The organism is Flaviflexus ciconiae, from assembly GCF_003971195.1.
GTDB classification, from domain to species: Bacteria; Actinomycetota; Actinomycetes; order Actinomycetales; family Actinomycetaceae; genus Flaviflexus; species Flaviflexus ciconiae.
In genome coordinates this window covers 2,180,585-2,199,137 of record NZ_CP034593.1, presented here as the reverse complement: position 1 = coordinate 2,199,137, position 18,553 = coordinate 2,180,585, and the positions used below count along the sequence as shown (strand labels likewise).

The following is an 18,553-nucleotide window of genomic DNA, read 5'->3' as shown; positions in this document are numbered from 1 at the left end:
GGAATCTATCCCCAACCTTATCCACAGCTGTGGATAACTTGGAATTACGAGTTTATCCACAACACTCCATTCCTCGAGCTTTCCTCAAGTTCTACTTGAGGCGGGATTAGGGTGTGGAGGTGACCACAAGCCTCAATCGCCAGATCATCTCCCTGGCCCTGCCAACTCTTGCCACTCTTCTCGCCGAACCGACTCTGATCCTCGTAGATACAGCGCTTGTGGGAAGGCTGGGTGTGGATTCGCTTGCCGGGCTGTCGCTGGCCTCAACGATCCTGACGACCCTTGTCGGCATCTGCATCTTCCTGTCTTATGCGACAACAGCATCGACGGCACGGTACTTCGGTGCCCGGAAGCCGGAACGCGCCCTGCGGCTTGGCATGGATGGAATTTGGCTTGCGATTGGGCTTGGTGTTCTGCTCCACCTGACCCTTGTCTTCGGCGGAACCACCATTCTTGGATGGTTCGGGCCCGAGGAGGCGGTGCTTCACGAAGCACAAAGCTATCTTGCTGCTAGTGCCTGGGGTCTTCCGGGGATGCTGACGGTCCTTGCGGCGACGGGAACTGTTCGCGGGATGCTGGACACTCGCACTCCCCTCGTGGTTGCCACACTTGGCGCTCTCGCCAATATTCCCCTTTCCTATGCCCTGATCTATCCCGCTGGCCTTGGGACCGCGGGAGCCGGCTACGGAACCGCAATCGCGCAGACCGGCATGGGAATTGCACTCGCCTGGGTTGTTATTCATTCAGCTCGGCGACACTCAGTCTCGCTTCTTCCTTCGGGGCCGGTGTGCTCAAGTCCCTCAAGGACTCTATTCCGCTGATCATTCGCACGCTGTCGCTTCGCATCAGTATTCTCCTCACCATCACGGCGGCAACGGCTCTCGGAACCACGGCGCTTGCCGCACATCAGATCATCAATTCGATCTGGAACTTCGCGGCCTTCGGGCTCGATGCCCTGGCCATTGCCGCTCAGGCACTCGTGGGCCAAGCTCTCGGAGCTTCAGAGTCACAGCGAGTCCGGGACGTTCTTAACCGGTGCCTGTGGTGGGGTGTGGGAGCTGGTGCAGTTCTTGGTATTGGCCTTGCGGCCACCTCTTTCCTTATCCCCAGAGTCTTCACGGGATCCGATCTGGTCGTCAGCTGGGCTGGTTGGGGATTGATTGTCTGCGCCATCGGCCTCCCTATCGCAGCGATTGCCTACATGCTTGATGGCGTCCTGATCGGCGCCGGGGATACTCGGTACCTGGCCTGGATGATGATCCTCGCCCTTGCCCTGTACACACCCGTGCCACTTCTACTGGCCGGGCCCGGTGCGGATCTTGGCAGAATTGGCCTCATGCTGCTGTGGGGCGGATACGCGGGACTGTTCATGGGGATGCGGAGCCTGACGCTGTTCCTTCGCACGCGCGGAGACCGGTGGATAGTGCTCGGCGAGTCTCGGTGAAGTTCTCGTAAACAAAACCTGTCCCCAGGGCGAAATCCAATTATCACATCAGAAACTTTCCCACAATTTGATCCACTGCTGTGGAGAAGCAGGAAGTTATCCACAGAAGTTACCCACAGGTGGATAACTACATCGATGTAGTTATCCGAGATTTCAACGATCAGGACGATGCGTGCCGTGGAAATAATCCCCAGATGTGTACAAACCTGTGGATAACTTTTTCCACGTGTGAAAAATTGTTCACAGTGAGATAAAGAAGAACCGCCCCGAAGGGCGGCTTTCAGGACTTAAGTCGTTATCCGAGCAGATTCATGTTGCGTAGATGTAGAAGGTTATGCCAGCCAGAACGAGTGCAATGAGGACCGTTGCCAGGACGTTTGCCCAGGTCCTCCGGGACTTCGTGTAGAGGTAACCGATGAGCAGGCCGGCGAGCAAACCACCGACATGGGACTGCCAGGAGATTCCGTCCACCACAAATCCGAGAATGAGGTTAATGCCCAGGAGGACGAGAAGGGGAGTCGTATCTCGCGACAGACCCTTTGAGAGCGCGAATAGGGCTCCGAAGAGGCCAAAGACAGCGCCGGAGGCTCCGACAACGAACGTTGCCCAGCTTGCCCCAGTAGGGTCCGCAAAGGCGAGCACTGCGACGTTCCCCGCTATCGCGGAAAGAACGTACAGGCAGGTGAATCGCCACCAGCCAAAGACGGGTTCGATCGCTTGGCCCACGAGCCACAGCGCATACATGTTGAAAATGAGGTGCCAGAAGTCCGCATGTAAGAATGCGGAGCCGAGGAACCTGTATGGCTGATCCTCACCCAGCCACGGGGCAAAGATCAGGGTTGATTCAAGCTCAGACCAGAGCCGACCGCCACCGTAGACACCGATACACAGGACAATAATCCCGATCGTGACGTACGGGGTCGGTCTCTTAAGACGTCGGCGACGATCCGGATCCGGCGGTGGACCTGCCGGCACCGGATCCGGATACTCACTCATGCCGAGACGGAAATGGAGTTAATAACGACATCTTCGAGGGGACGATCCATGGGGTTCGTCGCCACGGCTGCGATCTCGTCAACAACCTTCTTCGAGGCATCATCAGCCACGCGGCCAAAGATGGTGTGCTTGCCCTGGAGCCAGGTGGTCGGGGCAACGGTGATGAAGAACTGGGAGCCGTTCGTGCCGCGGCCGCCAACCTTGCCGGCGTTTGCCATGGCAAGAATGTAGGGCTCGGTGAACGAAAGCTCCGGGTGGATCTCGTCATCAAAGTTGTAGCCGGGGCCGCCGGTTCCGGTGCCAAGCGGGTCGCCACCCTGGATCATGAAGCCGGGGATGATGCGGTGGAAGACCACTCCGTTGTAGAGGGGCTCCGAGGTGCGCTCACCCGTGGCCGGGTTCTGCCACTCGCGCTCACCCGTGGCAAGCTCGGTAAAGTTAGCGACCGTTGCCGGTGCGTGGTTGGGGTACAGTTCGACGACAATATCGCCATGGTTCGTATGCAGTGTTGCTTCCATGCTCCCTATCTTCGCACTAACCTTTGCCTTCGCCCAACAGCTTCCCGTCCGAGCCTCCATTCCTTGCGCCATCGGCGTATTTCGCAAAAGATGATTCTCAACCCAAGCGAACGCCCAAGATGGGAAGATAGACTTCGTAACGATAGTTTTATCCATATGGAGGTGTCGAATGTTCGGCAAGAAGAAGACCGCACCTGACCTGGCCAAGTCCCAGACCAGCGAGCTCGGAGATGTGCTCGGCCGCCAGGCTGGCGAATGGGCAAACCTGATTGGCTCCCGTGCAGGCACTTTCGGTGAGAGTGCAAAGCATCTCGCCGAAAAGGCAACCACCGAGGCCAACGTTTATGCACACAAGGCCGGTAAGCAGGCGAAGCAGTACGCAGACCAGGGCGCAAAGTGGGCCGCTCCCCACATTGAGTCCGCATCCCGTAAGGCCCAGGAGCTCACGGAGACTGCAGTGGACCGCTGGGAGCACGATGTCCGGCCCCGCGTCCAGGCCGCCGCTGATGCTGCCCGCGAAGAGGCCGGCAAGGATTCCAGCCTCAAGGACAAGGCCGTAGCCGTGTCCGGGGCGACCTCGAAGGCCCTGCAGACTCCGCCCCCGGCTCCGAAGAAGAAGAGCCGTAAGTTCGGCTGGCTGGTCGTTGGCGCTGCCACTGCCGGTATTGGCTACTTCATTTGGAAGCGCAACCAGCCGATTGAGGACCCGTGGGCAGAGGCGTACTGGGAGGACATCGCCGCTGAGGACGCTGCCGCTCAGGCCGTAGCATCGGGCGAGAAGGCAACGGTTGATCCGCTTGCTGACGCACAGGCACAGGTTGCCGACCCGGTGGTTGACGAGAAGGTGGACAAGCCGTCGCTCAACGAGGCTGAGGCTGCCGAGCAGGCTGGCCTAGCCCAGTCTGACAAGGATTCCGACCTCGGTAAGCCGGACACCAAGTAGTCCGTTCTGGGTGCTATCCGCACTGGGTAGTGTCCACGCGGGGTAATCCCCGCTGAGATTGGCTGAGGGTCCAGGAGCATTTGCTTCTGGACCCTCAGTTTTTGTGTCAAAAGTAGTTTTACTTGCGCCGGGTTTTCGCCCGGTCCTTATTCAGAGGACATCGGCGTTAGCCCCGGCTGGGATTGCGCTTACGGAAGGACTTTACTCAACAAGACCCTCTTCGGTGAGCCAGTCGGAGGCGATAGTCTCGGCAGGAAGCTGTTCTTCCGCCGATCGGATATTGAGGGCAACAAGGTCCTCGGGCTCCATGGCGGCACTGATGCTGTTAATGATTTCCTCAGCCTGTTCATCTATGTTCTCCGAGGCAAGCGGAACAACATGCGATGCGAGGAAGAGGCTCTGCGGGTCTTCAAGAACGACCAGTTCAGGATCCGCAATGCGCGGGTCGGCGGTGTAGATAATCGCCATCTGAATATCGTTGTCCTTGAGAGCATTGACGGTTAGCTGTCCACCACCGTCTTCGATGGGAGTGAACCCAACTTCAACGTCGTATACCTCGAGGAGACCCTGCGGTCCGTTCGGGCGGGTTTCGAGCTCCGAGTTCGCTCCGACTGTGATCTGCGTGTCGACGTTCTTGAGATCGTCGAGACTTTCCAGTCCCCACTCTTCTGCGAATTCAGCCGTGACGACATAGGCATCCTGGTCGGTTGCCGGTGAGTACTCCAGGACGCGGAGTCCCTCGGGGGCAGTGTCAACGAGCTCGTCGTAGACAGCATCAGCCTCCCGGACCTCGGTTTCACCCTCCCAGTACCGCAACAGTGGTCCCGTGTATTCGGGGAACAGGTCAATGCTTCCATCTTCGATCTCGGGAACGTAGGCTTCGCGCTGGCCGATGCGGTAGTCACGTTCCACCTCGTATCCTTCGGCTTCGAGGGCCTGCGCGTAGATTTCAGCGATAATCTCGTTGGAGTAGTAGTCCTGGGAGCCGATAACGATCGCTTCACCGCTTCCCCCATTCCCTCCGTTGTCTTCGCTGAGCGGATCGTCGTTCGAACAGGCCGCCAAGCCCAAGCCCGCTACGGCGAGTAGTGCGATTGTGCGTTTCATGGTGTTCCCTTCGTGGCCGCCCGTGCGGCCGGATATGAGAGGTGGCGAGACGTCCGGTGGACGAACGCAAGAACAATTTCGAGAATGATGGCAAGGACCGTGACAAGGAGTGCACCGCCAAGCATCGGCGAATAGTCGCCGCCCTTGAGACCGGAGAACACAAATCTGCCAAGCCCGTAATCCGACACGTAGGCCGCAAGGGTGGCTGTTGCAACGACCTGAAGGATTGCTGCCCGTATTCCACCAACGATGACCGGGGCCGCGATTGGAAGCTCAACCTTGCGAATGATCTGGCCTTCGCTCATGCCAACCGCGCGAGCAGCGTCAACGGTCAAAGCATCGACCGATTCAATCCCCGAGTAGGCACCGGCTAGCAGAGAGGGGATCGCGAGAACAACGAGGGTAACGATCGGTGCCTCGAGGCCAATACCCACCCAGATACCAACGAGAGTAAGAAGACCGAGGGAGGGAATTGCCCTCATCGCACCAGCAAAGCTAATGACGAAAGCTTTACCACGGCGGGTGTGGCCGATAGCGATGCCGGCGGGGATGGCCAGGAGGCCTGCGATCAGAATGACAAGAAGGGTGACACCGACGTGCTCGAGGAGACGTTGGGGAATACTTCCGTCCCCCGACCAGCGGCTGGGGTCGGAGAGCCAGGCAAAAGTGTCGTCAATGATGTTCACGCGCCCACCCCCTTTGGTGCCGCTGCATGGACCCACGGGGTGAGTAGCCGTCCGATCAGCTGAACGATGCCGTCGAGAAGAAGAGCAACGGCAACGGTAAGAACGATACCTGTGATGACCTCGGCGGGAATACCCCGCTGGAATCCATCGGTGAAGAGGCTACCCAGATTCGATATACCAACAAGCGCACCGATGGTTGTCAGTCCGACGGTGCTGACTGTGACAACCCGAATGCCTGAGATGATGACGGGCGTTGCCAGCGGCAAGTCCACCTTCCACAGCATCTGCCGTTTTGAGTACCCGATCGCCATGGCGCTTTCACGGATACTGCGATCGACTGCTGCAAAACCATCGGCCGCGCTACGCACGAGGAGCGCCACACCGTAGGCAATAAGGGCGATGATGATGGTTGTGGCGGACCGCAAGCTGGTAGAGAAGATCACCGGGATGATGATGAGCATGGGAAGTGCCGGGATGGCATACAGGAGGGTGGAGGCGGACAGGACCGGCCCGCCAACGCGCGGGAACCTGTATGCGAATCTGCCTATCGGTATAGCAATAAGCGTGGCAATGATGATTGCCGGAACGGCAATGCTGAGGTGCACGAGCAGGAGCTCGAGGACGTTTCGCCAGGAGTGGGACAGCCAGGTCACTGTTGCAGAATCCCGGCCGGACGACCATCGCCATCGAAAATAAGGCGCTGCCCGTTAATCTCTTCAATCGTGAACTGTCGTTCCGCACGATCTGCGCCAATGAATTGGCGAACATACTGATCCTTCGGCGATGACAGGATCTCTTCGGGCGTCCCGGACTGGACGATCTCCCCGCCCTTGGCTAGAAGAACAACATCGTGACCCACGTTGAAGGCTTCATCGACGTCGTGGGTCACGAGGATAACGGTCTTCCCCAGCTCGGCTTGGAGGCGGCGCAGTTCGACCTGCAGTTCCTTTCGCACGATCGGGTCAACAGCCCCAAACGGCTCATCCATGAGAAGTACCTTGGGATCTGCAGCCAATGCCCTTGCTACGCCAACTCGTTGCTGCTGGCCACCGGAGAGCTGGGCCGGATATCTCTTCCCCATCCCAACTTCGAGCCCAACTCGTTCAAGCAGTTCCTCAGCGGCCCTTCGGGCCTTCTTCTTCGGTTCACCGTTCAGAAGGGGAACGGTTGCGACGTTGTCGATGATGGTGCGGTGCGGTAGAAGCCCGCCCGCCTGCAACACGTAACCAATCGAGCGTCGCAGTTGCACTCTATCAACGTCAGAAACGTTACGACCATCAACCCAGACGGATCCGCTGGTTGGCTCCACCATGCGGTTGACCATCCGAAGGAGCGTCGTCTTACCCGAGCCAGAGGCGCCAACAAGCGCAACAATCCGGCCCTCTCGAACCTCGTAAGAGAAGTTCTCAACCGCTATTGTGCCATCCGGGTATGTTTTTCCTACTTCTTGGAACCGGATCATGTGCTGTCCTCACTTGGTCGACGCCAGTGCCAGCCATTTTATCGATTTAGAAAGATATCAGTGTACTTTACCTCACTAAAGGAAGATATGTTACAAAATCTTGACATAGCGGCGTGCCCCTGCGGGTCGAAGGTTTGCATGCACGTCGGGGAGAAACTCGTCCCATACCGCGCGTTGTTATTCCTCACCTCGGGAGCCAGAATTTCCGCATGATAGTAAACGCTGTCATAACATCGTCAAATTGGACGGGTCGGGACATCCGCCCATTTCGCACGCATATTCTCTTGGAGCAGCAAGTAAAGCTCCAGCATGATCCCGCGCGGATGCTCAATCGTTTTGAGGGGGCTTGCGTGCCGGTGCGACAGCATTAGCGATGATCAATGAGGTCTCCCGGAGTGCGGCAATCTGCTCATCGTCAAGCAGGTCAAAAATCACCGATCGCACCGTGGCAACGTGCGCAGGAGCCGAATCGGTGACCTTATTCCAGCCCTCTTCGGTCAGCGAACCAATTGTTGCTCGCCGATCTGTCGGATCGGGCTTGCGCTCCACCCATCCTGCCTTCTCCATCCGGGAGATCACCCGCGACAGGTGCGAAAGCGTCATGTTCGTATTCTTCGCCAGTTCGCTGAGGCGAATTTGTCGATCAGGAGCTTCAGAGATCTGCGAAAGTGCGTGGTATTCAGCGAGGCTCAGTCCTGCATCTTCCTCGAGCTGAGCATCGAGGCGCACGGGCAGCCAGGTCATGAGCGCCCACAGGGAACGCCATGCCTCGTCTTCATTTTCGGCAAGCCACTGGGCCTGATTGCTGTCTGCCATGCCCCCATTCTACGCAAAACAGTTTCCACAACAAGCATATACTTGGCACGGCAAGTAAGTTCTTCTATGGTTGGTTCTAGAGGAAAATATTAAGCCTTGTCATTCAAGTTTTGTCCATACAAACATGGCCAGGAGGACTCTGCGACCACCATTCCCCGCACCAATATCGATATCTTCCCAATCAACCTTGGCGGTAACACTTTCGGGTGGACGTCCGATTGCGAATAGAGCTTCGCGGTTCTTGACACATTTGTTGAGGCCGGCGGTAACTTCATCAACACCGCCGACTCGTACTCGGAGTGATCGGAGACCAGCCCCGGAGGCACCTCGGAGACAATTCTTGGTGAATGGATGAAGGAACGCGGCAACCGAGACAAGGTCATCATCGCCACGAAGGGTGGCGGCCTTGCCACACGCAAGGGCCTCGGCCGCGAAAACGTTGAAGCAGCGCTCAACGACTCCCTTGCTCGCCTCCAAACCGATTACATCGATATCTACTATGCGCACTATGACGACGAGACCGTCTCCATTGAGGGCCAGGTCAAGCACGCACACGAGCTCGTCCAGTCCGGCCGTGTTCGCCACATCGCCCTCTCGAACTACACCGGCGAGCGCATGAAGGAATGGTTCAAGGTCGCTACCCGCGAGGGCCTGACCCTTCCGGTTGCTATCCAGCCCGCTTACAACCTCATTAACCGCAAGAACTTCGAAGAGGAATTCGCCCCGATCGCTCGCGAATACGATGCGGCAGTTTTCTCATACTTCTCCCTCGCTTCGGGTGTTCTCACCGGCAAGTACCGCGCCCGGGAGGATTTCGAGGGTAAGGCCCGTGCAATCTTCGCAACGGATCTCCTGACCGACGATGCTCTCAAGGTCATTGATGCACTCGTTGAGGTTGCAGACGCACACTCGGCAGAGCCCACGTCCGTTGCTCTAGCCTGGCTCCTGACACGCGGTGTGACTGCTCCGATTGTCTCCGCGTCCACCCCCGAGCAGCTGCCCGCAATCGTTGCAGCCAAGGACCAAAAGCTCACCGAGGCAGAGTTCGAGAAGCTTGATTCCGTCTCGAAGGTCTTCGCCTAACGAGATCTAGTACCCCTGTCCTATACAGAGGTTCCATGAGGCCGGCCCCAATGATCGGGGCCGGCCTTCTTTTCATTACTATCTAAACTCCCTCACCCACGGACATCGAGTACCCGGCGACAGAAGGTGCCGCCTTGAGCAGTACCGCTCTGACCGCAATCTTTAGTATCGGGTTGGCAATCAAAAATGTCCGACTAAGGTGACCTACACAGTTTGCTTAGTGTCTCGATTCGACGGTTCTCCATCAACCGATTATTGCCGGTCTCCCTCATCCTGAAAGTCACGGTGGAACTCACGTCTTGTTACGAATGTCGGACATTCTGGTAATGACACCGAAACCTTTATCGCCGTACGCAACGAGCTGACGGGCGCTATTTCTGCGGTAACGACACCTAAGACTCAGATTTATTGATCTGGAGCCGCGCGCAAATGCCGACTTGGTGCCCCAGTTTTCAGCTGAATCTATCGCGTGTAGACACCCTCGAAGAATGACAAGTGCCGAAGGCTGTTATACCCAGAATCTGCTTGGTCCGGCCCAGGTCCAGTGGTGTGTCAAAGTGTCTGACTAAATGAGCCAGGTCAACATTCGGAGAAGGCGGATGTTCTTGTGGGAAAAGTAAAACGCGGCACTGTCGTGCCGCGTTCCTTGTGGAGCCACGGGGACTCGAACCCCGAACCCTCTGCTTGCAAAGCAGATGCGCTACCAATTGCGCCATAGCCCCTTAGATTGCCGGTGTTGGATCAGCAACCTGTTCCCATACTGCCTGATTAGCACGGTCCGCCGCAATCTTTAGCCACGTGACGTAGCCGATACCGGCTGCCACTGCGATGATGACGAACTTCTTCATGTTAACCAATCAGTAGGGTGTGGGCCTAGCTGGACTCGAACCAGCGACCTCTTCCTTATCAGGGAAGCGCTCTAACCGACTGAGCTATAGGCCCCTGTTACCTCGCGGTAACGTGCCAAATCAGGTTATCTCACGGCATGCCGCGATACAAAACTGTCCGACAGTGAGGATGAATACATCCCTGAAATGTCTCGTGGCCACCAGGATGAATTCAACTGGTGGCCACGGCACTAACGTTATCTTAACGTAATGTTTACGGTTTTGCGAAATCCGCTAGTTCCCCGGCGTTTACTCGTCGGTAATGGTGATGTGAACGCCACCGACGAGCATGGAAATCAGGTTGTAGAGGAGCGCGATGATCCCACCCAGCAGGGTGAACAACACAACATCGATAACCGCGACGATAATCGAGAAGGATACGACTCGGCCGAACTCCAGGTACTGCATGAGCTCGAGGAGCGGCTCGGAACCGAGAGTTTCCAGCAGGTCCCTGATTGAGGCAAAGACGTTCATTGAATCGAGAACGTTCCACAGGACCACCGACGAGATGACAATCATGACCCCCATGCCGACCGCAAGAAGGAACGAGATCTTCAGTGCCGACCAGGGATCGATCCTTGAGATCGTCATGTGTGCGCGTCGGATCCCCCGGCCGCTCGGCTTCGTCGTTGCCTGCGGCGTACGCTGCTCGGGGGCCGGGGACTGGTGTTGTCCGGCTACCTGCGACGATTGCTGCTGGCTCGTCTGCTCACTCATGACTCAATATCCTCATCGGTCGACTGATCTAGAGTAGACACTACATCGCCCGCGTCCTCAACTTCGGTAGAAGTCACCGGATTTTCATCTCCTGGCAGTACTTCACCATTTTCGCCCTCAGGTGTTTCACCGGTGGGCGGTGTTTCAGCTTCGACGAGCTCTTCTTCAGCCTCCACATTGCCGGCAATGGCAACGATGCGATCTGTCGAATCGGGGCGAGCAAACATGACACCCTGCGTATTACGGCCAGTGAGGGAGACCTCGGAGACGGCGGAACGAACAATCTTGCCCGAACTCATGATGACGAGGACCTCATCGGTGGGCTCCGTGATGAGGGCGCCAACCAGGTCGCCACGTTCCTCAACAAGGTTCGCAACCTTGATGCCGAGGCCGCCACGGCCTTGCCTGCGGTACTGGGAGACGCTGGTCCGCTTGGCGAAACCGCCTTCGGTCACGACAAAGACTTCGGAATCGTCACGGACAACATCCATCGACAGTAGCGAGTCGTCATCGCGGAACTTCATGCCTGTCACACCCGACGTTGCGCGCCCCATGGGGCGGAGCGTCTCGTCGGTTGCCGTGAACCGTAGGGACTGACCCTTCTTCGACACGAGGAGAATGTCATCGCCCTCATTGACGAGGCGAGCAGCCACCACCTGGTCGGTGGAACCGTCAACGTGTTCGCGAAGCTTAATGGCGATTAGGCCGCCGGTTCGCGGTGAATCATAGTCGGTGAGGCGCGTCTTCTTGACGAGACCATCAGCCGTTGCCAAAACGAGGTATTCCGCATCCTGATAGGACGGGAAGCTAATCGCCGACACAATGTTTTCCCCGGGTTGGAAAGCAAGGAGGTTAGCGACGTGCTGGCCCTTTGAATCGCGGCCACCCTCGGGCAGTTCATATCCCTTGATCCGGTAGACCCTACCGAGGTTGGTGAAGAACAGGTGCCAGTCATGGGTGGAGGCAACCGCAAACCGATCGACAACGTCATCGCCGCGCAGGGATGCTCCCCTAATGCCCTTACCTCCCCGATGCTGGGCTCGGTATTCCGAGACCTTCGTTCGCTTGGCAAAGCCACCGCGGGTGATCGTGACGACGACATCCTCTTCGGGAATGAGGTCCTCGACCGACATCTCACCATCGAACGGCAGGATCTTCGTGCGCCTATCGTCACCATACTTATCGGTAATTTCCGTAAGTTCCTCGGAAACGATTGAGCGCTGACGTTCGGGCCTGGCAAGAATGTCCTCGTAATCAATAACCTCGGCCTCGGCCTTGGCGTAGTCATCGAGGATTTTCTGCCTCTCCATGGCAGCCAGACGGCGCAGCTGGAGCGACAGAATAGCGTTAGCCTGCTCGGCATCAATGTCGAGGAGCTCGATGAGGCCCTCGCGAGCAGCGTCGGCCGTGGGTGAGCGCCTGATCAGTGCAATAACCTCGTCAAGGTTGTCGAGCGCCTTGAGGTAGCCGGTGAGGATATGGAGCAGTTCCCGGGCCTTGTCGAGGCGGAACTGCGTGCGTCGCTGAATGACGATGATCTGGTGGTTGACCCAGTGTCGGATGAAGCCATCGAGCGACAGGGTACGCGGCACACCGTCAACAAGTGCCAGCATGTTTGCCGGGAAGTTGTTCTGGAGCTGCGTGTGCTTGTACAGGTTGTTGAGAACGACCTTCGCAACCGCGTCCCTCTTGAGAACAATGACGATGCGCTGGCCGGCGCGACCCGATGTTTCATCGCGAATATCGGCGATTCCGGGGAGCTTGCCGTCCTTGATGCCCTCGACCATTTTCTCCAGCAGCCGGTCGGGGTTGACCTGGTAGGGGAGGTCGGTGACAACGAGGCACTGGCGTCCGTTTATTTCATCAACTTCGACGACAGCGCGCTGGGTGATGGAGCCGCGGCCGGTCCGGTAGGTTTCTTCAATCCCCTTCTTGCCAAGAATCGTGGCACCGGTCGGGAAGTCAGGGCCGCTAATGCGCTTCATGAGCTCCTCGAGGAGCTCTTCCTTTGTAACGTCGGGGTTCTCGAGGAACCACTGGGCGCCGGAGGCAACTTCGCGCAGGTTGTGCGGCGGGATTCTTGTCGCCATGCCGACCGCAATACCCTCGGACCCGTTGACCAGGAGGTTCGGGAAGCGTGCCGTGAGGACCATCGGCTCCATAAGTGAACCGTCGTAGTTTGGCTCGAAATCAACCGTGTTCTGGTCGATATCGCGAACCATTTCAACGGCCAGAGGAGCCATTCTGGCCTCCGTGTACCTGGGAGCTGCCGCCCCCAGGTCGCCAGCCGTACCAAAGTTACCCTGCCCAGCAACAAGCGGATAACGCATCGACCAGGGCTGGACGAGGCGGACCATCGTGTCATAGATCGCGCTGTCACCGTGGGGGTGATAGTGGCCCATGACGTCGCCGACGATCTTCGCTGATTTGGAGAACGAGGAGGTGGGACGATATCCGCCGTCCCACATGGCGTAAATGACGCGGCGGTGGACAGGCTTCAGGCCGTCCCTCACGTCGGGCAGTGCACGACCCACAATGACGGACATGGAGTAGTCCAAGTAGGACTTTTCCATTTCCCTTTGGAGGTCGACCTCGACTATTTCCCCGTGGTTGTATATTCCGGTATCTTCGCTCACAACTTGCCTTACATCTTAAATATCGAGGAAACGCACATCGTGCGCATTGCGCTGGATGAAGCTTCGGCGAGATTCGACATCTTCGCCCATGAGAATCGAGAAAGTCTCATCCGTGGCAGCGGCCTCGCCAATCTCCACCTGCTTGAGTGTTCTCGTCTCTGGATCCATCGTGGTTTCCCACAGCTCCTGGTCATTCATTTCACCCAGGCCCTTGTAGCGCTGGATAGCGCCGACGGTCTTATCCTTCGGGAGCCGCTTACCTGCTGCCTTGCCTGCCTCAAGAAGCTCGTCGCGCTCCATGTCGGAGAACACGTAGTCGTGTGGAGCATTCGTCCACTTGATCCGGTACAGAGGAGGCATTGCCAGGTAAATGTGGCCTTCCTCAACGAGAGGACGCATGTACCGGTACACGAGCGTCAGGAGCAGAGTTGCGATGTGCTGACCATCGACATCGGCATCCGCCATGAAAACAATCTTGTGGTAACGGAGCTTGCTGATGTCGAATTCGTCCCCGATGCCGGTGCCAAACGCGGTAATCAGCGACTGAATCGTGTCCGATGAGAGTGCGCGATCCAGTCGTGCCTTCTCAACGTTGAGGATCTTTCCTCGAATCGGCATAATCGCCTGATGTGCGGGGTCACGACCGTTCACTGCCGAGCCACCAGCCGAGTCACCCTCGACAATAAAGATCTCGGAATCAACGGGATTACGTGACGTGCAGTCCTTAAGCTTGCCCGGCATCGAAGCAGATTCGAGAACGGACTTTCGCCTCGTGGCCTCGCGGGCCTTCCTCGCTGCCAAACGAGCCTGGTAGGCCTGCGTCGACTTGCGGACAATGTCCCTCGCCTCGGAAGGATGCGAATCGAACCAGTCGGTCAGGTGCTGGTAGGTCTGCTGCTGAACAAAGGTTCGCGCCTCGGTATTACCAAGTTTCGTCTTCGTCTGGCCCTCGAACTGGGGCTCACCAAGCTTCACGGAGATGACTGCCGTGAGACCCTCGCGTACGTCCTCGCCCGTGAGGTTCGGATCCTTTTCCTTCAGGAGGCCCTTCTCGCGAGCGTACTTGTTGATGATCGTGGTCAAAGCGGAACGGAAGCCCTCTTCGTGGGTACCACCCTCCGTCGTATTGATCGTGTTGGCAAAGGTATGGATTGCCTCGGAGTACCCGTTTGTCCACTGCATCGCGATCTCGAGCGAGATCTGCTTGTCATTGTCCTCTGACTCGAGGTAGATCGGGTCGGGGTGAACGAGGTCAACCTTCTTCATCTGGTTGAGGTGCTTCACGTAGTCAAGAAGACCACCCTCGTAGCGGTACGAGATCTGCCGGTGACCCTGCACCGGATCATTCGACGTACCCTCATCGTCACCGGTGACCTCGTCACCTTCGGCGATCGCCTCGGGCCGATTGTCGGTCAGCGTGATCCGCAGTCCCTTGTTTAGGAATGCCATCTGGTGGAACCGGCGACGTAGCGTCTCAAAGTCAAAGTCAAGCGTCTCGAAAATGTCGCCATTGGCCCAGAAGGTCTGCGTTGTACCTGTCTCGTCGGTCGGTTCACCCTCGGTCAGCGGCTGGTCGGTAACACCATTCCGGTACGAGATCGACCAGTTCTTACCGTCGCGCTTCACCTTTGTTTCCATGCGCGTCGACAGGGCATTCACAACGGAGACACCCACGCCGTGCAGGCCACCCGATACGGCGTAGCCGCCGTTACCGAACTTACCGCCGGCGTGCAGCACCGTCATAACAACTTCAACGGCTGGCTTGCCTTCTGTGGGATGCATGGCAACGGGAATGCCACGACCGTTGTCCTCCACCTGGACTCCACCGTCTTCAAGAAGCGTGACCTTGATATGGTCGCAGTATCCTGCAAGCGCTTCGTCGACAGAGTTGTCGACAACTTCGTAAACGAGGTGGTGCAGACCCCGTTCGCCGGTTGAGCCGATATACATGCCCGGGCGCTTGCGGACAGCCTCTAGACCTTCGAGAACTGTAATATTTGCAGCGTCGTAGGCCTGATTTTCATCGACCGTACCGGGGCGTCGAGCATGCTCCTCGTTTGGGCGTTCGTCATCCACGTGCAGGATTCTCCTTCATTGACTGATCGCAGACCCCCACCGTTCAAAAACATGCCTAGAACGGCTCCTGTAGGCCTGGACCCTAAAACAGGTAGGTATACCTAGTTTTAGGACTCATCCCATTCTAGCGCGATTTAACGTTTTCGCCTATTTTGAATCTCTTAATCGTAGGTATCTCTCACACCCCTGCCCTGGACGGAGAACAGTCCCCGCTTCCAAGACACCTGGGGCTGATTCTTAATGACGATCGATTCGACAACATCCTCACCCACGTGATCGACAATTGCCTTCTCAATCAGGGGAATCATGGATCGTAGGTTCACGGCCCAGGCCGTCGACGAGGTCATGATCGTCAGGACCCCTTCTTCAAAACTGTCGAGAGCGGCATGCTTCGATACCGTTTCACCGACAATCTTCGCCCAGTCGGTACGGAGTTTTGCCACCTGTAGCTGGCGGGACCAACCTGACCCCTTCACAAATGCGTTGAGCGATTCCCCGATCGGACGCGGATCCCGCCAGGATGGTCGCGGTCCGGAGCCAACATCGCCCCAGCCCGGCCCTGGAGTTTGAACGGCAAGTTTACGGGGAATCAGTGATTCGTCTCGTCGGGCACCCTTTCCGGCAAAGGGCTTGGGTTTGCCCACTCGGCGGTAGCCGTGACGTTCCTGCATCTGCCGCGCCCACTCAAGCGCATGAAGGCACACATCATCGCCCGTCTCCGCCCGGTTTTTCGCACGTGCTTCCTCAGACTTCATCGGCTTCCACCTTGCCGTCATGCACCCGGAACCTTGCCCCGGATAGTTCCTTGGGAACATCATCACCCACGGCAGCCGTAATAAACACCTGTTCCGACTCACGCACCATCTGCGCGAGGGCGGTACGCCGCTTCGAATCGAGCTCGGCAAAAACATCGTCGAGAATCAAGACGGGGTCCGACTCTTCGGAACGCAGCAGCTGCCACTCGGCAAGACGCAGGGATAGCGCATACGACCAGTTTTCCCCGTGGGACGCAAAACCCTTCGCTGGTAGAGTTCCGAGCCCCAGCTGAAGATCGTCACGATGGGGGCCGACGAGGTTAACTCCCCTGTCGATCTCCCGGTCCTTCACCTGACCAATCTCTGCAAGCAAGCGATCCCTGACCTCGTCAGAGCGCAGGAGGGAGTTTTCAATCTCGGTCATCGCCCCGTACCCGTCCCGCTCCAGATCCTGAGCAGCGGGAATGTTCTTCGACGCCTCGTCAACTCGCGCCTGATAGGTCACGTGCGGAACACCGCGGTTGGGTGCAATCTGCTGATATGCCTCACCAACATGGGGCCGCAGGGTCCGAACAATGTCCACCCGGTGGGCAATAATCTGCGCCCCGAGCTCGGCGAGCCTCTCATCCCAGACCGCGAAACTGACCTCGTCGATGGGTTGGCCGCGTCGACGGGCAACCTTGGATGCTTTGAGGAGCGCGGTGCGGTGCTTCAGAACCTTGTCGTATTCGGAGCGGATCCCTGCCATCCGAGGCATCTGCTGCACCGCAATATCATCGAGGAGCCGGCGCCGCACACCGGGATCTCCAGTGACGAGCTGCAGGTCTTCCGGGGCAAAAACAACCGCTTTGAAAATGCCGAGTAGCTCTCGGGGCTTCACATTGCCGCGGTTAAGCCGGGCTCGGTTTGCTCGTCCAGAGAGTATCTCGATCTCGAGCATCGTCTCGTGATCACCATCGTGCACCTTGGCACGGACGACGGCGGCCGCCCCGCCCTGACGTACCAGAGCACTATCGGCAGCTACTCGATGCGATCCGAAAGTTGCAAGATAGGCGATTGCCTCAACAAGATTTGTCTTGCCGTGCCCGTTTTCACCAACAAAGACCGTGGTCCCCGGAGTGAATTCGAGAACGGCACTCTTGTAGGAACGGAAGTCATTGAGCGCAAGATTGGAAATCCACACGCTAACAACTCTTCCTTTCCATAACCGGAGTCCGCCTCATGGCGGACCCCATCGACCTAACTGTCACCCTAGTTCACACCGAATGCCCGAATCGGCATGAGCAGAACGCGGAAGTCCAGAGAGTCGTCACCCCCGAGCTCTTCCTGGGCGGAAACCACGGCGGGCTTGCTGGCATGAGTAAACGAAATACGAACGTAGTCGGATGTCGTCACGGCGAGAGCATCCTGCAGGTACGACGGGTTGAACGCCATCGCGATATCTTCGCCGTTCAGCGATGCCTGGAGAACTTCCTTCGCCTGCGCAGAGTCGCCACCCTGGCCTGCCTCGACCGTGACCTGGCCTTCGGTGAACGAAAGGCGCACAGCTGCGTTGCGCTCGACGACGATGCGGGAGCGCTTGATTGCCTCGAGCAGCTCGGTGCGGGAAACGACAGCGTAACCGTTGATTTCCTTCGGGAATAGTGAACGAACCTGCGGGTAGTCACCGTCGATGAGGCGCGAGGTGTTCTCCCGGCCCACGGACTCAAAACCGATCATCTTGGCGTTGCCCACCTCATCGAGAGTGAGTGAGATCTGGCCAGCGGAGCCGTAGGACTTCGCGATGTCAGACAGACGGGAAGCCTTGACGAGAATGCGATCGGAAACGTCAGTCTTGGCGGGGGACCAGGTGAGCTCTCGAACCGCGAGACGGTACCGGTCTGTTGCCATCAGGGTGATGTTTTCGCCGTCAATCTCGACGCAGACGGAGACGAGCAACGGGAGGGTTTCATCGTGCGAAGCTGCGGACGATACCTGGGTGACAGCTTCTAGCCATTCGGCTCCGTCAACGGTTCCGATGACGTCGGGCGTATCCGGCAGGGCCGGGTACTCGTCGAGAGCCATGGAGTGGAGAGAGAAGCGGGCGTTACCACAAACAACCTCAAGCTTCGTGCCGTCCAGTGTCAGATCGACCGGGCGGTTGGGAAGCGCGCGACAAATGTCGGCCAGGATGCGTCCGTTGACGAGGCATTCACCCGGAGTATCAACGCTTGCCTCGGCTTCGACAAGTGCCGTCGTCTCGGGATCGTATGCGGAGACACGTAAAACACCCTCGCCGTCTGCAACGAGCTTGATGCCCGCGAGAACGGGGATTGCCGGACGGCTCGGAATTGTCTTGGCTGCCCATGTGACAGCATCCGCAAGCACGTCGCGCTCGACCCTCAGTTCCACCCTAGAGTCCTTCCTCTGAAAGCTTGTAACTACGCT

Annotated in this window: 17 protein-coding genes, 2 tRNA genes and 1 pseudogene; 4 read left to right on the top strand and 16 right to left on the bottom strand. The window is 57.8% G+C overall.

Features of this window, described 5'->3' with window-relative positions; translation table 11 throughout:
• Positions 1-119: 119 nt before the first annotated feature.
• A complete protein-coding gene (locus tag EJ997_RS14005; RefSeq protein WP_323052611.1) occupies positions 120-821 on the top strand; it encodes an MATE family efflux transporter in 702 nt (233 codons plus the stop codon).
• Positions 788-1,444, top strand: a complete 657-nt coding sequence (locus EJ997_RS14000; RefSeq protein ID WP_323052610.1) for an MATE family efflux transporter — start codon at positions 788-790, stop codon at positions 1,442-1,444. The genes EJ997_RS14005 and EJ997_RS14000 overlap by 34 nt, the downstream gene beginning before the upstream one ends.
• Positions 1,445-1,753: 309 nt before the next feature.
• On the opposite strand, the gene EJ997_RS09600 is transcribed toward EJ997_RS14000, so the two are convergent.
• Together EJ997_RS09600 and EJ997_RS09595 are read right to left on the bottom strand one after the other, a co-directional pair.
• Positions 1,754-2,440, bottom strand: coding sequence for a rhomboid family intramembrane serine protease (locus EJ997_RS09600; RefSeq protein ID WP_126704355.1), 687 nt, complete (start codon positions 2,438-2,440; stop codon positions 1,754-1,756).
• The gene (locus EJ997_RS09595; protein ID WP_126704354.1) at positions 2,437-2,958 is read right to left on the bottom strand and encodes a peptidylprolyl isomerase; all 522 of its coding nucleotides are present in this window, start codon (positions 2,956-2,958) and stop codon (positions 2,437-2,439) included. Before EJ997_RS09595 ends, EJ997_RS09600 begins: the two co-directional genes overlap by 4 nt.
• Positions 2,959-3,127: 169 nt before the next feature.
• Between EJ997_RS09595 and EJ997_RS09590 the strand changes: the two genes are divergently transcribed.
• Positions 3,128-3,901 (top strand): hypothetical protein, encoded by a 774-nt coding sequence (locus EJ997_RS09590; protein WP_126704353.1) that lies wholly within the window; start codon positions 3,128-3,130, stop codon positions 3,899-3,901.
• 201 nt (positions 3,902-4,102) lie between these two features.
• Here the strand turns inward: EJ997_RS09590 and EJ997_RS09585 are convergent, their stop codons facing one another.
• The 5 genes from EJ997_RS09585 to EJ997_RS09565 form a co-directional block, all read right to left on the bottom strand.
• On the bottom strand, positions 4,103-5,008 hold the full coding sequence (locus EJ997_RS09585) for an ABC transporter substrate-binding protein (protein ID WP_126704352.1): 906 nt from the start codon (positions 5,006-5,008) through the stop codon (positions 4,103-4,105).
• The gene (locus EJ997_RS09580) at positions 5,005-5,694 is read right to left on the bottom strand and encodes an ABC transporter permease (RefSeq protein ID WP_126704351.1); all 690 of its coding nucleotides are present in this window, start codon (positions 5,692-5,694) and stop codon (positions 5,005-5,007) included. Before EJ997_RS09580 ends, EJ997_RS09585 begins: the two co-directional genes overlap by 4 nt.
• A complete protein-coding gene (locus EJ997_RS09575; protein WP_126704350.1) occupies positions 5,691-6,347 on the bottom strand; it encodes an ABC transporter permease in 657 nt (218 codons plus the stop codon). The genes EJ997_RS09580 and EJ997_RS09575 overlap by 4 nt, the downstream gene beginning before the upstream one ends.
• On the bottom strand, positions 6,344-7,156 hold the full coding sequence (locus EJ997_RS09570; protein ID WP_126704349.1) for an ABC transporter ATP-binding protein: 813 nt from the start codon (positions 7,154-7,156) through the stop codon (positions 6,344-6,346). Before EJ997_RS09570 ends, EJ997_RS09575 begins: the two co-directional genes overlap by 4 nt.
• A 327-nt stretch (positions 7,157-7,483) precedes the next feature.
• Positions 7,484-7,972: a MarR family winged helix-turn-helix transcriptional regulator gene (locus tag EJ997_RS09565; RefSeq protein ID WP_126704348.1), complete on the bottom strand. Its 489-nt coding sequence runs from the start codon at positions 7,970-7,972 to the stop codon at positions 7,484-7,486.
• Positions 7,973-8,305: 333 nt separating this feature from the next.
• Between EJ997_RS09565 and EJ997_RS09560 the strand changes: the two are divergent.
• Positions 8,306-9,055: pseudogene (locus EJ997_RS09560) on the top strand (aldo/keto reductase); the annotation flags it as partial.
• A 649-nt stretch (positions 9,056-9,704) separates the two neighbouring features.
• Here the strand turns inward: EJ997_RS09560 and EJ997_RS09555 are convergent.
• The 9 genes from EJ997_RS09555 to dnaN form a co-directional block, all read right to left on the bottom strand.
• Positions 9,705-9,777 (bottom strand) — tRNA-Ala (locus EJ997_RS09555).
• Positions 9,778-9,903 (bottom strand): DLW-39 family protein, encoded by a 126-nt coding sequence (locus tag EJ997_RS13570; protein WP_228201466.1) that lies wholly within the window; start codon positions 9,901-9,903, stop codon positions 9,778-9,780. It abuts the tRNA gene before it with no gap.
• A 20-nt stretch (positions 9,904-9,923) separates the two neighbouring features.
• Positions 9,924-9,997: transfer RNA gene (locus EJ997_RS09550), tRNA-Ile, on the bottom strand.
• 194 nt (positions 9,998-10,191) lie between these two features.
• Positions 10,192-10,659 carry a DUF3566 domain-containing protein gene (locus tag EJ997_RS09545; RefSeq protein WP_228201464.1) on the bottom strand — a complete coding sequence of 156 codons (468 nt, stop codon included), beginning with the start codon at positions 10,657-10,659 and terminating at the stop codon, positions 10,192-10,194.
• Positions 10,656-13,295, bottom strand: a complete 2,640-nt coding sequence (gene gyrA / locus EJ997_RS09540) for a DNA gyrase subunit A (RefSeq protein WP_126704347.1) — start codon at positions 13,293-13,295, stop codon at positions 10,656-10,658. The genes EJ997_RS09545 and gyrA overlap by 4 nt, the downstream gene beginning before the upstream one ends.
• A 15-nt stretch (positions 13,296-13,310) precedes the next feature.
• Positions 13,311-15,371, bottom strand: a complete 2,061-nt coding sequence (gyrB, locus tag EJ997_RS09535) for a DNA topoisomerase (ATP-hydrolyzing) subunit B (RefSeq protein WP_126704346.1) — start codon at positions 15,369-15,371, stop codon at positions 13,311-13,313.
• 161 nt (positions 15,372-15,532) lie between these two features.
• Positions 15,533-16,126, bottom strand: a complete 594-nt coding sequence (locus EJ997_RS09530) for a DUF721 domain-containing protein (protein WP_164719926.1) — start codon at positions 16,124-16,126, stop codon at positions 15,533-15,535.
• Complete coding sequence (gene recF / locus EJ997_RS09525; protein ID WP_126704344.1) at positions 16,116-17,309, bottom strand: DNA replication/repair protein RecF; 1,194 nt, start codon at positions 17,307-17,309, stop codon at positions 16,116-16,118. Before recF ends, EJ997_RS09530 begins: the two co-directional genes overlap by 11 nt.
• A 68-nt stretch (positions 17,310-17,377) precedes the next feature.
• Entirely contained in the window at positions 17,378-18,517 is a 1,140-nt protein-coding gene (gene dnaN / locus EJ997_RS09520; protein WP_126704343.1) for a DNA polymerase III subunit beta, read from the bottom strand.
• Between the last annotated feature and the right edge of the window lie 36 nt (positions 18,518-18,553).